Annotated in this window: 10 protein-coding genes; 9 read left to right on the top strand and 1 reads right to left on the bottom strand. The window is 65.7% G+C overall.

The genetic code is table 11. From position 1 onward, the window contains the following. Positions 1-32: 32 nt before the first annotated feature. The 8 genes from dusB (at position 33) to mgtE (ending at position 11,252) form a co-directional block, all read left to right on the top strand. On the top strand, positions 33-1,034 hold the full coding sequence (gene dusB / locus E2I15_RS07455) for a tRNA dihydrouridine synthase DusB (protein WP_137482072.1): 1,002 nt from the start codon (positions 33-35) through the stop codon (positions 1,032-1,034). Beyond that, positions 1,031-2,206, top strand: coding sequence for a two-component system sensor histidine kinase NtrB (locus tag E2I15_RS07450; protein ID WP_137481922.1), 1,176 nt, complete (start codon positions 1,031-1,033; stop codon positions 2,204-2,206). The genes dusB and E2I15_RS07450 overlap by 4 nt, the downstream gene beginning before the upstream one ends. A 9-nt stretch (positions 2,207-2,215) precedes the next feature. Next, positions 2,216-3,658, top strand: a complete 1,443-nt coding sequence (ntrC, locus tag E2I15_RS07445; RefSeq protein ID WP_021079341.1) for a nitrogen regulation protein NR(I) — start codon at positions 2,216-2,218, stop codon at positions 3,656-3,658. A gap of 177 nt (positions 3,659-3,835) precedes the next feature. Next, positions 3,836-6,307, top strand: a complete 2,472-nt coding sequence (locus E2I15_RS07440; RefSeq protein ID WP_137481920.1) for a sensor histidine kinase NtrY-like — start codon at positions 3,836-3,838, stop codon at positions 6,305-6,307. A gap of 17 nt (positions 6,308-6,324) precedes the next feature. Beyond that, complete coding sequence (gene ntrX, locus E2I15_RS07435) at positions 6,325-7,695, top strand: nitrogen assimilation response regulator NtrX (RefSeq protein ID WP_137481918.1); 1,371 nt, start codon at positions 6,325-6,327, stop codon at positions 7,693-7,695. Positions 7,696-8,071: 376 nt separating this feature from the next. Next, positions 8,072-8,320, top strand: coding sequence for an RNA chaperone Hfq (gene hfq / locus E2I15_RS07430; RefSeq protein WP_006020546.1), 249 nt, complete (start codon positions 8,072-8,074; stop codon positions 8,318-8,320). Positions 8,321-8,331: 11 nt separating this feature from the next. Then, the gene (gene hflX / locus E2I15_RS07425; protein ID WP_137481916.1) at positions 8,332-9,726 is read left to right on the top strand and encodes a GTPase HflX; all 1,395 of its coding nucleotides are present in this window, start codon (positions 8,332-8,334) and stop codon (positions 9,724-9,726) included. Positions 9,727-9,881: 155 nt separating this feature from the next. Further along, the gene (mgtE, locus tag E2I15_RS07420; protein WP_137481914.1) at positions 9,882-11,252 is read left to right on the top strand and encodes a magnesium transporter; all 1,371 of its coding nucleotides are present in this window, start codon (positions 9,882-9,884) and stop codon (positions 11,250-11,252) included. Between the two features lie 67 nt (positions 11,253-11,319). Here the strand turns inward: mgtE and mazG are convergent, their stop codons facing one another. Next, complete coding sequence (gene mazG / locus E2I15_RS07415) at positions 11,320-12,174, bottom strand: nucleoside triphosphate pyrophosphohydrolase (RefSeq protein WP_137481912.1); 855 nt, start codon at positions 12,172-12,174, stop codon at positions 11,320-11,322. Positions 12,175-12,302: 128 nt separating this feature from the next. On the opposite strand from mazG, the gene queC reads away from it, so the two are divergent. Next, positions 12,303-13,031 carry a 7-cyano-7-deazaguanine synthase QueC gene (gene queC / locus E2I15_RS07410; RefSeq protein ID WP_137481910.1) on the top strand — a complete coding sequence of 243 codons (729 nt, stop codon included), beginning with the start codon at positions 12,303-12,305 and terminating at the stop codon, positions 13,029-13,031. Positions 13,032-13,269 lie beyond the last annotated feature (238 nt).

The raw sequence follows: 13,269 nt of genomic DNA, 5'->3' as shown, positions 1-13,269 counted from the left end.
TGACCGGCGTGCAAAGTACTCCTCGTAACCCATTGAAGATCGGCGATATTGCTGTCGCCAACCGGGTTCTCCTCGCGCCCATGTCCGGCATTACCGATGCGCCCTTCCGGCGACTCGCTGCCACTTTGGGCGCCGGCCTGGTGGTCTCCGAGATGACCGCCAGCAACGATCTGGTGAACGGCAAGCCGATGTCGAAGCTGCGTTGCGAGGCAGCCGGGGTCGGGCCGCATGTGGTCCAGCTGGCGGGCTGCGAGACCCACTGGATGGCGGAGGGCGCACGGATCGCCGAAGGCGCCGGCGCCGACGTCATCGATATCAACATGGGCTGTCCGGCCCGCCACGTGACCGGGGGCCAGTCCGGCTCGGCCCTGATGCGCGACCTCGACCATGCGGTGACCTTGATCGAGGCGACGCTGTCGGCGGTCAAGGTGCCGGTCACGCTGAAGATGCGGCTCGGTTGGGATGACCACTCGCTCAATGCGCCGGAACTGGCGCGCCGCGCCGAGGCCGCCGGCGTGCAGATGATCACCGTGCATGGCCGGACCCGCTGCCAGTTCTACAAGGGCGAGGCGAACTGGAACGCCGTGCGCGCCGTCAAGGACGCCGTCACCGTCCCGGTCGTGGTCAATGGCGACATCACCTCGTTCGACAAGGCTGTCAGCGCGCTCGAGATGTCGGGTGCCGACGCCGTCATGATCGGCCGCGGCGCGCAGGGGCAGCCCTGGCTGCCGGGACAGATCGGCCGCCGCCTGGATACCGGGATCGCCGAGGCCGCCCCGTCGCTCGCCGAGCAGCTCAAGCACATTCGCGCGCTCTATGACGAGGTTTGCAGCCACTATGGCCTGCGCGTCGGGCTCAAGCATGCACGCAAGCATCTCGGCTGGGCGCTGGAGGCTGCTGCGGCCTATAGCTGCGCGCCGGCCGCGACATTGAAGACCTGGCGGCAGGCGATCCTGACCGCGGAAGAGCCGTCCAGCGTGCACCGCTCGCTCGCCGACGCCTACGACGATTTTGCCTGGAGTGCTGCCGCATGACGTCAGCCATGGAATTCCGCCGGCCGGTGCCGACTGACGGGGAGGCCATCCTCAATGCGCTGCCCAATCCGGTGCTGCTGGTCGCACCCGACGGGCGGATCGTCGACGCCAATATCGCGGCCGAATCCTTCTTCGAGATCTCGACCCAGTTCCTGCGCCGGCAGTCGCTGAAGGAGCTGGTGCCGTTCGGCAGCCCGCTGCTGGCGCTGATCGAGCAGGTGCGGACGAGCGGCTCGCCGGTCAACGAATACAAGGTCGATCTCGGCACGCCGCGGATCGGCGGTGATCGCCAGGTCGATCTACACGTCGCGCCGCTGACCGAGCGGCCCGGGCATATCGTGGTGATGCTGCAGGAGCGCACCATCGCCGACAAGATGGATCGGCAGCTCACCCATCGCAGCGCGGCGCGCTCGGTGATCGCGCTGGCGGCGATGCTCGCCCACGAAATCAAGAACCCGCTGTCGGGCATCCGCGGAGCAGCGCAGCTTTTGGAGCAGCAGGCCTCCTCCGAGGACCGGCTCTTGACGCGGTTGATCTGCGACGAGGCGGACCGCATCGTGACGCTGGTCGACCGCATGGAAGTGTTCGGCGACGACCGCCCGGTGACGCGCGGCCCGGTCAACATCCATTCCGTGCTCGATCATGTGAAGCGCCTGGCGCAGTCCGGGTTTGCCCGCAACGTCCGCTTCATCGAGGACTACGATCCGTCGCTGCCGCCGGTGCTGGCCAACCAGGACCAGCTGATCCAGGTGTTCCTCAACCTCGTGAAGAACGCGGCCGAAGCGGTCGCCGATCTCGGCACCGATGCCGAGATCCAGCTCACCACGGCGTTCCGGCCGGGGGTGCGGCTGTCGGTGCCCGGCAAGAAATCGCGGGTCTCGCTGCCGCTGGAATTCTGCGTCAAGGACAACGGCTCCGGCGTGCCGGAAGACCTGCTGCCGAACCTGTTCGATCCCTTCGTCACCACCAAGCAGACCGGCAGCGGGCTCGGCCTCGCGCTGGTCGCCAAGATCATCGGCGATCACGGCGGCATCATCGAATGCGAGTCGCAGCCGCGTAAAACCACTTTCCGCGTGCTGATGCCGATGTACAGCGCCGCCAAGCAACTCGACCAAAGCAACCGCGATGACGTTCCGGGTACGTCCTCGCCTGCCTCTCAGGATGCACGATGAGGAACACCAATGCCTGCAGGTAGCATACTTGTCGCTGACGACGACACCGCCATCCGGACCGTCCTGAACCAGGCGCTTTCGCGCGCCGGCTATGAGGTGCGCCTGACCGGCAACGCCGCAACGCTGTGGCGCTGGGTCAGCCAGGGCGAGGGCGATCTCGTCATCACCGACGTGGTGATGCCGGATGAGAACGCGTTCGATCTCTTGCCGCGGATCAAGAAGATGCGGCCGAATTTGCCGGTCATCGTGATGAGCGCGCAGAACACCTTCATGACCGCGATCCGCGCCTCCGAGCGCGGCGCCTACGAATACCTGCCGAAGCCGTTCGACCTGAAGGAGCTGATCACCATCGTCGGCCGCGCGCTGGCCGAGCCGAAGGAGCGGGTTTCCAGTCCCGCCGACGACGGCGAGTTCGATTCGATCCCGCTGGTCGGCCGCTCGCCGGCGATGCAGGAAATCTACCGCGTGCTGGCGCGGCTGATGCAGACCGATCTCACCGTGATGATCTCGGGCGAGTCAGGCACCGGCAAGGAGCTGGTCGCGCGTGCGCTGCACGACTATGGGCGGCGCCGCAACGGCCCGTTCGTCGCGGTCAACATGGCGGCGATCCCGCGCGACCTGATCGAATCGGAGCTGTTCGGCCATGAGCGCGGCGCATTCACCGGCGCCAACACCCGCGCCTCCGGCCGCTTCGAGCAGGCCGAGGGCGGCACGCTGTTCCTCGACGAGATCGGCGACATGCCGATGGAGGCGCAGACCCGTCTGCTCCGCGTGCTGCAGCAGGGCGAATACACCACGGTCGGCGGCCGCACCCCGATCAAGACCGACGTGCGCATCGTCGCCGCCTCCAACAAGGACCTGCGCATCCTGATCCAGCAGGGCCTGTTCCGCGAAGACCTGTTCTTCCGCCTCAACGTGGTGCCGCTGCGGCTGCCGCCGCTGCGCGAGCGCATCGAGGATCTGCCCGACCTGATCAGGCACTTCTTCTCGCTCGCCGAGAAGGACGGCCTGCCGCCGAAGAAGCTCGATGCCCAGGCGCTGGAGCGGCTCAAGCAGCACCGTTGGCCGGGCAACGTCCGCGAGCTGGAAAACCTCGCCCGGCGGCTCGCCGCGCTCTATCCGCAGGACGTCATCACCGCTTCCGTCATCGACGGCGAGCTGGCGCCGCCGGCGGTCACCTCGGGCAGCACGGCGACCGTCGGCGTCGACAATCTCGGCGGCGCGGTCGAGGCCTATCTGTCCTCGCACTTCTCCGGCTTCCCGAACGGCGTGCCACCGCCGGGCCTCTACCACCGCATCCTCAAGGAGATCGAGATCCCGCTTCTGACCGCCGCGCTGGCGGCGACCCGCGGCAACCAGATCCGGGCCGCCGACCTGCTCGGATTGAACCGCAATACGCTGCGCAAGAAGATCCGCGACCTCGACATTCAGGTCTACCGGAGCGGCGGGTAGAGGTTGGCGGGGCCGGCGCGGGCCTCGCCAACGTTATTGAGTAGTCACAAATGGTTTTGAGGACACGGCGCCGCACCAGGGTTTGCGCCGCGGAAATGTCGCAATTCGGCAACATTGTGATATGATTGCATCAGTTCGCAATTCCCGCGGGCGATCGCTCTCAGCTCAATTGCCGGTATGACCAGCGCAGAGACCACCGCTTCAAACTTACACGCGTCATCGGCCGAGCCCAATGCAGAGGCGCGGGGCTTCCCGCTGCGGCGCTGGCTGGCGCCGTTCGCCGTCGCCATCGCGCTGCTGTCCGCCTTCCTGACCTTTGTGGTGCTGACCGGGCTGACCCCGATCGAGCCCACGTCCGAGGTGGTCCGCTCCTTCCTGATGATCAACGCCGGCACCATCCTGCTGCTGGTCGGCATCATCGTCCGGGAAGTCTGGCAGATGGTGCAGGCGAGGCGGCGCGGCCGGGCCGCGGCACGGCTGCACGTCCAGATCGTCGGCCTGTTCTCGGTGATCGCGGTGCTGCCCGCCGTGCTGGTGTCGATCGTTGCCAACGTCACCATCGAGCGCGGCCTCGACCGGCTGTTCTCGGGCCCCACCAAGCAGGTGATCCAGAACTCGCTGACGATTGCCAGCGCCTACATGCAGGAGCACGCCCAGCTCATCAACGGCGACACGCTGGCGATGGCCAACGATCTTGCCCATGCCCGCCCGCTCTACGATCAGGATCGCATGACGTTCATGCAGCTGATGACGGCCGGCGCCGAGGCGCGCAATTTGCCGGTCGCGGTCCTGATGGACAAGGACGGCAAGATCGTCGCCAGTGCGGATACCGGCATCCGCCTGAACTATGAATCGCCGCCGCCCGACATCCTCAAGGACGTCAACGAAACCGAGCCGAAGATCTCGGTCTTTCCGGAAAACTACGTCGCCTCCGTGGTCCGCCTGCGGGCCTATGACGACATGTTCCTGTATGTGGCGCGGCTGCTCGATCCGGCGGTGGTTGCCCAGCTCAAGCAGACCCAGACCAGCGCGGCCGAATATGCCCAGCTCGAGACCCGCAGGCTCGGCATCCAGGTCGCGTTCGCGCTGATGTTCGCGGTGATCGCGCTGACCATCCTGATGGCCTCGGTGCTGATCGGGCTGAACTTCGCCAACGGGCTGGTGTCGCCGATCCGCCAGCTGATGGGCGCGGCGAGCGAGGTCTCGACCGGCAATCTCAATGTCCAGGTACCCGTCAACAAGTCGGAAAGCGACCTCGCGCTGCTCGGTGAAATCTTCAACAAGATGACGCAGGAGCTGCGCACCCAGCGCAACGAGCTGGTCGATGCCAGCGAAACCATCGACAGCCGCCGCCGTTTCATCGAGGCGGTGCTGTCGTCGGCCTCGGCCGGCATCATCGGGGTCGACGCGTCAGGCACCATCGGCGTCCTCAACCGCTCGGCGGAAAAGCTGATCGGCCACGCCGAGTCGGAGACGCTCGGCCACCCGCTCTCGGACGTGCTGCCCGAGCTCGACGAGATGATGAAGACCGCGCGCGAGGGAACCCAGCGCCTGGTGCAGGGGCAGGTCACGATCCTGCGCGACGGCCATGAGCGCAATCTGTCGGTCCGCGTCTCGGCCGAGCAGACCAGCCAGTCGCGCGACAGCTACATCATCACGCTCGACGACATCACCGAGCTGGTGTCGGCGCAGCGCACCTCCGCCTGGGGTGACGTCGCCCGCCGCATCGCCCACGAGATCAAGAATCCGCTGACCCCGATCCAGCTCTCCGCCGAGCGCATCCGCCGCAAGTTCGGCAAGACCATCACCGAGGAGAAGGACAAGTCGATCTTCGAGCAGTGCACCGATACCATCGTGCGTCAGGTCGACGACATCAGGCGGATGGTCGACGAGTTCTCGCGCTTCGCGCGGATGCCGAAGCCGGTGATGGAAGGCGAGGATGTCGCCGACGTGGTGCGCCAGGCGGTGTTCCTGATGAAGGTCGCCCATCCCGATCTCGACATCGAGGCGGACATCAAGCAGTCGCCGCTGCCGGCGCAGTTCGACCGCCGGCTGATCTCGCAGGCGCTGACCAACATCATCAAGAACGCCACCGAGGCGATCGAGCAGGTGCCGCGCGAGGAACTCGGCAAGGGCCGCATCGACGTCGTAGCGCAGCGCGAGAACGACGACATCCTGATCGACGTCATCGACAACGGCATCGGCCTGCCCAAGGTGGCCCGTGCGCGCCTGCTCGAGCCTTATGTCACGACGCGGGCGAAGGGCACCGGCCTCGGCCTGGCGATCGTCGGCCGCGTTCTGGAGGACCATGGCGGCCGCATCGAGCTCAAGGATGCCTCCGATTTCCGCGACGGCCAGCGCGGCGCCTGGATGCGGCTGCGCTTTGCCGTCACGGGCCAGGCGGCCAAGCCGGAGAACAAGCCCGCAAGCAAGGACCAAAAACCGGACGTCAAACCGGACAAGACCGAACCGGACAGTGAAAAAAATCCGCCGGAAGAGCCGACCAACGGCCCGGCACAGGCGACCAACAATGAACCAAAAATCCAAGAACCGACCCAAGAACCTATCCAAGAACCCGCTGATCAAGGGCCAAATAATCAAGAGCCAAATGCGCAACTGCCAAAATTCAAAGCCGCGACGAGCGACTGACAAGACAGGTGTAACCCATGGCAAGTGACATTCTGATTGTCGACGACGAAGCTGACATTCGCGACCTCGTTGCGGGTATTCTGGACGATGAGGGCTTTTCCACGCGCACCGCGCGCGACAGCGATTCGGCGCTCGCCGAGATCGCCAACCGCCGGCCGAACCTGGTCTTTCTCGACATCTGGCTGCAGGGCTCCAAGCTCGATGGCCTGCAGCTGCTCGAGCAGATCAAGAAGGACAATGCCGATCTGCCCGTCGTGATGATCTCGGGCCACGGCAACATCGAGACCGCGGTCGCCGCGATCAAGCGCGGCGCCTATGACTTCATCGAGAAGCCGTTCAAGTCGGACCGGCTGATCCTGGTCGCGACCCGGGCGCTGGAAACCTCGCGGCTCCGCCGTGAGGTGAAGGAGCTCAAGCAACTGGCTCCGGCGGCGAGCGTGCTGACCGGCCGCTCGGCCTGCATGAACCAGCTGCGCCAGACCATCGACCGCGCCGCCAAGGCCAACAGCCGCATCCTGATCGTCGGTCCCTCCGGCTCCGGCAAGGAGCTCGCCGCGCGCACGCTGCACAACGCCTCCGGCCGGGCCGAGGGACCGTTCGTGGTGATCAATGCGGCGGCGATCACGCCGGAACGCATGGAGGTCGAGCTGTTCGGCATCGAGGGGGCGAACGGCGAGCAGCAGCGCAAGGCCGGCGCGCTCGAGGAGGCGCACGGCGGCACGCTGTTCATCGACGAGATCTCGGACATGCCGCGCGAGACCCAGAACAAGATCCTGCGCGTGCTGGTCGATCAGACCTTCCAGCGCCAGGGCGGCACCAGCAAGGTCCATGTCGACGTCCGCATCATCTCCTCGACCGCGCGCAATCTCGAGGAGGAGATCGCAGCGGGCCGCTTCCGCGAGGATCTCTATCATCGCCTCTCGGTGGTGCCGATCCGGGTGCCGCCGCTGTCGGAGCGGCGCGAGGACATCCCCGAGCTGATCGACTATTTCATGGACCAGATCTCGGCCGCCACCGGCCTGCCGAAGCGACAGATCGGGCAGGACGCGATGGCGGTGCTGCAGTCGCATGTCTGGCCGGGCAACGTCCGCCAGCTCCGCAACAACGTCGAGCGCGTGATGATCCTGGCCGGCGGCGGCCCGGAGGCGATTATCACCGCCGACATGCTGCCGCAGGACGTCGGCTCGATGGTGCCGGCGATGCCGACCTCCAATAATGGCGAGCACATCATGGGCCTGCCGTTGCGCGAGGCGCGCGAGGTGTTCGAGCGTGACTATCTGATCGCCCAGATCAGCCGCTTCTCCGGCAATATCTCGCGCACCGCGGAGTTCGTCGGCATGGAGCGCTCGGCGCTGCATCGCAAGCTGAAGGCGCTCGGGGTCGGCTGACCCCGGCGCGGCAGGCCGGCAGTCCGTCGGCGGCTCGGAGCGAAGCCCGGGCGGTCACCCGCCGGGGAGCCGACAGCCGGCTCTCGGGGGCGGTTGGGATCGATCGGCGGGGCGAGGGTGGGGCCGGTACAACCGGGGATTTATCCACTCTCTACGAGAATATTCGTCTCTTTCCCCGCACTTTCTTAGAATTGCCACCGTGTTCCTACCGACTGCACCGCGAACTGGCTTGCCTAAAAACCGCGCGTAGCCTCTAATCCTACCGCTATGCCTGCCGGAGGGGGATCTCGTGGCAGGTGGGCAGCCGGAGGAGGCTCCGTCAGAGAGCAACAACCGGTTCAATAAAAAAGAAGCACAAGCTTGCGGGACAAAAACAATGGCGGCAGACCGCGCACAAAATCTACAAGACACCTTCCTTAATCACGTTCGTAAAACCAAGACGCCACTGACGATATTTCTGGTCAACGGAGTAAAGCTGCAGGGCATTGTCACATGGTTCGACAATTTCTGCTTGCTATTGCGGCGCGACGGCCACTCGCAGCTTGTCTACAAGCATGCGATCTCGACCATCATGCCCGGAGCTCCGATTCAGCTGTTCGAAGGTGGTGAGGACGCACCGGCTTGAGAGTGAACTGATTGGAACCCTTCAATCGTGAAGGGGGCGCCGACCGGACCAAGTCTAGGGCCGGGTCGGCGGGGAGCGGCAGCACCGGGCGGGTGATCGTCATCGGCCCGTACCTGCGCACGCGCCGTGGCGACGGCGATGCGCAATCGGATTCCTCTGTCCGCGACTATGAAGCGCGGATCGAGGAAGCCGCCGGCCTCGCCGGTGCGATCGACCTCACCGTGGTGGACTCCGTCATCGCGCCGATCAGCCAGATCCGGCCCGCCACCTATCTCGGCAAGGGCAAGGTCGAGGAGATCAACGGGCTCGTCGCCAGCAACGAGGTCGAGCTCGTGGTGATGGATTGCGCGCTGTCGCCGATCCAGCAGCGCAATCTCGAAAAGGCCTGGAGCACCAAGGTGCTCGACCGTACCGGCCTGATCCTGGAAATCTTCGGCCGCCGCGCCAAGACCAAGGAAGGCGCGCTACAGGTCGAGCTCGCCCATCTCAACTACCAGCGCAGCCGCCTGGTGCGGTCCTGGACCCATCTCGAGCGCCAGCGCGGCGGCTTCGGCTTCATGGGCGGCCCCGGCGAAACCCAGATCGAGGCCGACCGCCGCCTGATCAGCGAGCGCATCACCAAGCTCGAGGGCGAGTTGAAGAAGGTGCAGGCGACGCGGCGGCTGCATCGCGCCGGCCGCCAGCGCGTGCCGTATCGCGTGGTGGCGCTGGTCGGCTATACCAATGCCGGCAAATCGACGCTGTTCAACCGCCTGACCCGCGCCGACGTACAGGCCGCGGACATGCTGTTTGCGACGCTCGACCCGACCCTGCGCGCACTCAACCTGCCGCATGGCGGCAAGGCGATGCTGTCGGATACGGTCGGCTTCATCTCCAACCTGCCGACCCAGCTCGTGGCCGCGTTCCGCGCCACGCTGGAAGAGGTGCTGGAAGCCGACATCATCCTGCATGTCCGCGACATCTCCCATGAGGATGCCGAGGCGCAGGAGCGTGACGTCGAGGCGGTGTTGCGTCAGCTCGGCATCGACCCCGACGCCGATGGCGGCCAGCGCATCATCGAAATCTGGAACAAGATCGACCGCTTCGATCCCGAGGAACGGGACAATTTGCGCAATATCGCCGCGCGCCGTCCGCCGGAGCGGCCATGCTTCCTGGTTTCGGCCGCAACGGGCGAGGGGATCGATGCGCTGCTCGCCGCGATCGAGGATCGCCTCGCGGCCAGGCGCTCGACGCTCAATCTCTCGATCGACGCCTCCGATGGCGCCGGCATCAGCTGGCTGCACCGCAATGCCGAGGTCCTGAACAAGGAGCTGCATGGCGAGCGCTTCGACATGACGGTGCGCGTCGACGAGACCAAGCGCGACATCGTGATGAGCCGGTTCGCAGCCGTTCCCCACGAGGCGTAAGCCCTCGAATACGCCCCCTTGCAATCTTCCGAAATATGACGATGCCGTGACGTTGCGGGGCGCCGATGCGCCTGCGACGCGGCGTCGCACTTTCTGTTTGAAATCCGCGCCGCCTTGGTTCATTGCGCTGCAGAACGCAAAGCCGAGGCGGATCGATGCAGGACACCAGCGAAACCATCACGAAAGAGACGCTCGCCGGCCAGAGCGGTGATCTTGCCCAGGAGCGGGCGCCCGAAATCGTCGAGGCGCTCAACGCCCGGGAGCCCGCGGATGCCGCCGAGCTGCTGCGCTCGCTACCGGCCGAGAAGGCGATCGAGGTGCTCGACTTGCCTGGGCTCGACAACACCTGCGAGATCCTCGCCGAGCTGCCGAAAGATACCGCAGTCTCGCTGCTGTCGGGCGTCTCCGACGACCGTGCCGCCGATATCTTCAAGGAGCTGGTCGAGCCGCTGCGCACCACGCTGTTGAACGGGCTCAATCCGGAGACCCGCAACGTCATCTCCGGGCTGTTGGCCTATCCCGAGCGCAGCGCCGGCAGCATCATGACGACCGAGTTCGTCAGCGTGCCTTCGAGCTGGACCATCGCCGAGGTCCTGCATCACATCCGGATGGTCGAGCGCACCCGCGAGACCGTCTACTCGATCTTCGTGATCGACCCGGTCAAGAAGACCCTGATCCAGGCCGTGCCGCTGCGCCGCCTGATCTCGGGCGATCCGCACGCCAATGTGCTGACCGCGGCACCCGCGCGGAAGCCGCTGATGATCTCGCCGGAGGCCGACCGCATGGAGGCCGCGCGGCTGATCTCGCGCTACGACCTGCTCGCCGTCGCGGTCGTCGACGGCCCCGGCCATATCCTCGGCATCGTCACCGTCGACGACGTCATCGACGCGATCGTCGAGGAATCGACCGAAGACGCCCAGAAGTTCGGCGGCATGGAAGCGATCGACGAGCCGTATTTGCGGATCGGTTTCGGCGAGATGATCAAGAAGCGCGCCGGCTGGCTGTGCGCGCTGTTCCTGTCGGAAATGCTGACCGCGACCGCGATGCAGTCGTACCAGAGCGAGCTCGAGAAGGCGATCGTCCTGACGCTGTTCATCCCGTTGATCATGAGCTCGGGCGGCAATTCCGGCTCGCAGGCAACCTCGCTGTTGATCCGCTCGCTGGCGCTGCACGAGGTGCGGCTGCGCGACTGGTGGCGTGTCGCCGTGCGCGAATTGCCGACCGGCATCGTGCTCGGCACCATTCTCGGCCTGATCGGCATCATCAGAATCACGCTCTGGCAGACGCTCGGCCTGTTCGATTACGGCCCGCATTGGGTGCTGGTCGCCGCGACCGTCGGTGCCGCACTGATCGGCATCGTCACGTTCGGATCGCTGTGCGGCTCGATGCTGCCCTTCATCCTCAAGCGCATCGGCTTCGACCCGGCCAGCGCGTCCGCGCCGTTCGTCGCGACGCTGGTCGACGTCACCGGCCTCGTAATCTATTTCGGCGTTGCCGCGGTGATCCTGCGCGGGACGTTGTTGTAGCCGATTGCGTCGGCAGGATCGCAGTTCCGCGTTCGCATGGGATTGGCGGTCTCGATGAACCGTTAGATCACGCGGTATGGGTCCCTGCTTTCGCAGGGACGACGGCGGCGTTTGCGGTCTTTGCTTCGTTCCACAACGCATCCATCTCCTCCAGCGACGCGCCATCGAGCGATCGTCCCTTCGCCGCCAGCGCCTTCTCAATATAGGCAAAGCGCCGCTCGAACTTGGCGTTGGTCGCACGCAGCGCGGTTTCCGGATCGGCGTCGACGTGGCGGGCGAGGTTGACCAGCGCGAACATCAGGTCGCCGGTTTCCTCGGCGATCTCCGCCTTGTCGTTGCGGTCGAGCGCGGCCTCGATCTCGTCGGCCTCCTCGCGGATCTTGGCGAGCACCGCGCGCGGGTCGTTCCAGTCGAAGCCGACGGTGGACGCCTTGCGCTGCAACTCCATTGCGCGCGTCAGGGCAGGCAGGCCCGTCTTCACGCTGGCGAGCAAGGATTTGTGCGCGGTCTCTTCGGGAGGGCGCCGCGCGGCGCGCTCGGCCTTCTCCTCGGCCTTGATCCGTTCCCAGGCGCTCTTGACGCCGGCCGGCTGGATATTGCCGTCCTTGTCGGCGAAGACGTGCGGGTGACGGCGGATCATCTTCCTGGTGATCGCCTCGACCACATCGCCGAACGCGAACGCGTTCTGCTCCTCGGCCATCCTGGCGTGATAGACCACCTGCAACAGCAGGTCGCCGAGCTCCTCGCGCAAATCGTCGAGATCGCCGCGCGTGATCGCATCCGCAACCTCATAGGCCTCCTCGATCGTGTAGGGCGCGATGGTCTCGAAATTCTGCACGAGGTCCCAGGGGCAGCCGGTCACCGGCGTGCGCAGCGCAGCCATGATCTCGATCAGGCGGGAAATGTCGCGGGAAGGGGTCATGGAGCACCGCTGTATGAGAGGTATAGCCGTTATGCCAAATCGGCCCCGTCGATCCCAGCAAAACACGCCGGAAACACGGCACTGTCCACGGATTGGCCACGGCGCCGTCAGGTGCTAAATCGCGTTCCATGACCGATCAGAGCGCTTCCGACACCGCGCTGGTGCTGTTTTCCGGCGGCCAGGATTCCACCACGTGCCTTGCCTGGGCCTTGTCGCGCTTTGCCCGCGTCGAGATGCTCGGCTTCACCTACGGCCAGCGCCACGCGATCGAGCTCGATTGCCGGGACCAGCTGCTGGCCGGGATCAAGCGGGTCCGGCCGGAATGGTCTGCGAAACTCGGCGACAGCCACACGCTGGCGATCCCGACGCTGTCGGAGATTTCCGACACAGCGCTGACCCGCGACGTCGCGATCGAAATGGGCGCGGACGGCTTGCCGAACACCTTCGTGCCCGGCCGCAACCTCGTGTTCCTCACCTTCGCCGGGGCGCTGGCCTACCGGCGCGGCATCCGCCACATCATCGGCGGCATGTGCGAGACCGACTATTCCGGCTACCCGGATTGCCGCGACGAGACCATCAAGGCATTGCAGTCCGCGCTCAATCTCGGCATGGCCAGGGATTTCGAGCTGCACACGCCGCTGATGTGGCTGGACAAGGCCGCGACCTGGCGGCTCGCGCACGAGCTCGGCGGAGCAGGGCTGGTCGACCTGATCCGCGAGCACTCGCACACCTGCTATCTCGGCGAACGCGGCGCGCAGCACGATTGGGGCTATGGCTGCGGCGAATGCCCGGCCTGCAGCCTGCGGGCCAAGGGCTGGCGGGAGTACGTTGCGCAGGGCGGTGGCGCCAGTCACTGATTTACCCGACGGGCAGGTCCCAGCAGCGATCGCAGGGGCGCTCTGCAAAAATATCGAAAACAACCCCATGCAAAGGAGCGGCCGACGTTCGACGCCGCCCCCTTGACTCGTCGGGCAAATCAGCCGTATTTTTCCATTATTCCGAAATCGCGCAACTGACCATGCCACCCTGCATAGCCAAGCTGCGGGACGTGGCCGATAACCATATGCTTTCGCAGGGACGACAGCTGTAAAATGC

The organism is Bradyrhizobium sp. BR2003, from assembly GCF_009720285.1.
Taxonomy (GTDB): Bacteria; Pseudomonadota; Alphaproteobacteria; order Rhizobiales; family Xanthobacteraceae; genus Bradyrhizobium; species Bradyrhizobium elkanii.
Note: the sequence above shows the minus strand (reverse complement) of the source record. Positions and strands in the feature narration are given on the sequence as shown.

Coding starts and splice junctions, on each gene's coding strand:
- E2I15_RS07450 (WP_137481922.1), top strand. CDS start 1,031: ATGACGTCAGCCATGGAATTCCGCCGGCCGGTGCCGACTGACGGGGAG.
- queC (WP_137481910.1), top strand. CDS start 12,303: ATGACCGATCAGAGCGCTTCCGACACCGCGCTGGTGCTGTTTTCCGGC.
- ntrX (WP_137481918.1), top strand. CDS start 6,325: ATGGCAAGTGACATTCTGATTGTCGACGACGAAGCTGACATTCGCGAC.
- ntrC (WP_021079341.1), top strand. CDS start 2,216: ATGCCTGCAGGTAGCATACTTGTCGCTGACGACGACACCGCCATCCGG.
- mazG (WP_137481912.1), bottom strand. CDS start 12,174: ATGACCCCTTCCCGCGACATTTCCCGCCTGATCGAGATCATGGCTGCG.
- E2I15_RS07440 (WP_137481920.1), top strand. CDS start 3,836: ATGACCAGCGCAGAGACCACCGCTTCAAACTTACACGCGTCATCGGCC.
- hfq (WP_006020546.1), top strand. CDS start 8,072: ATGGCGGCAGACCGCGCACAAAATCTACAAGACACCTTCCTTAATCAC.
- mgtE (WP_137481914.1), top strand. CDS start 9,882: ATGCAGGACACCAGCGAAACCATCACGAAAGAGACGCTCGCCGGCCAG.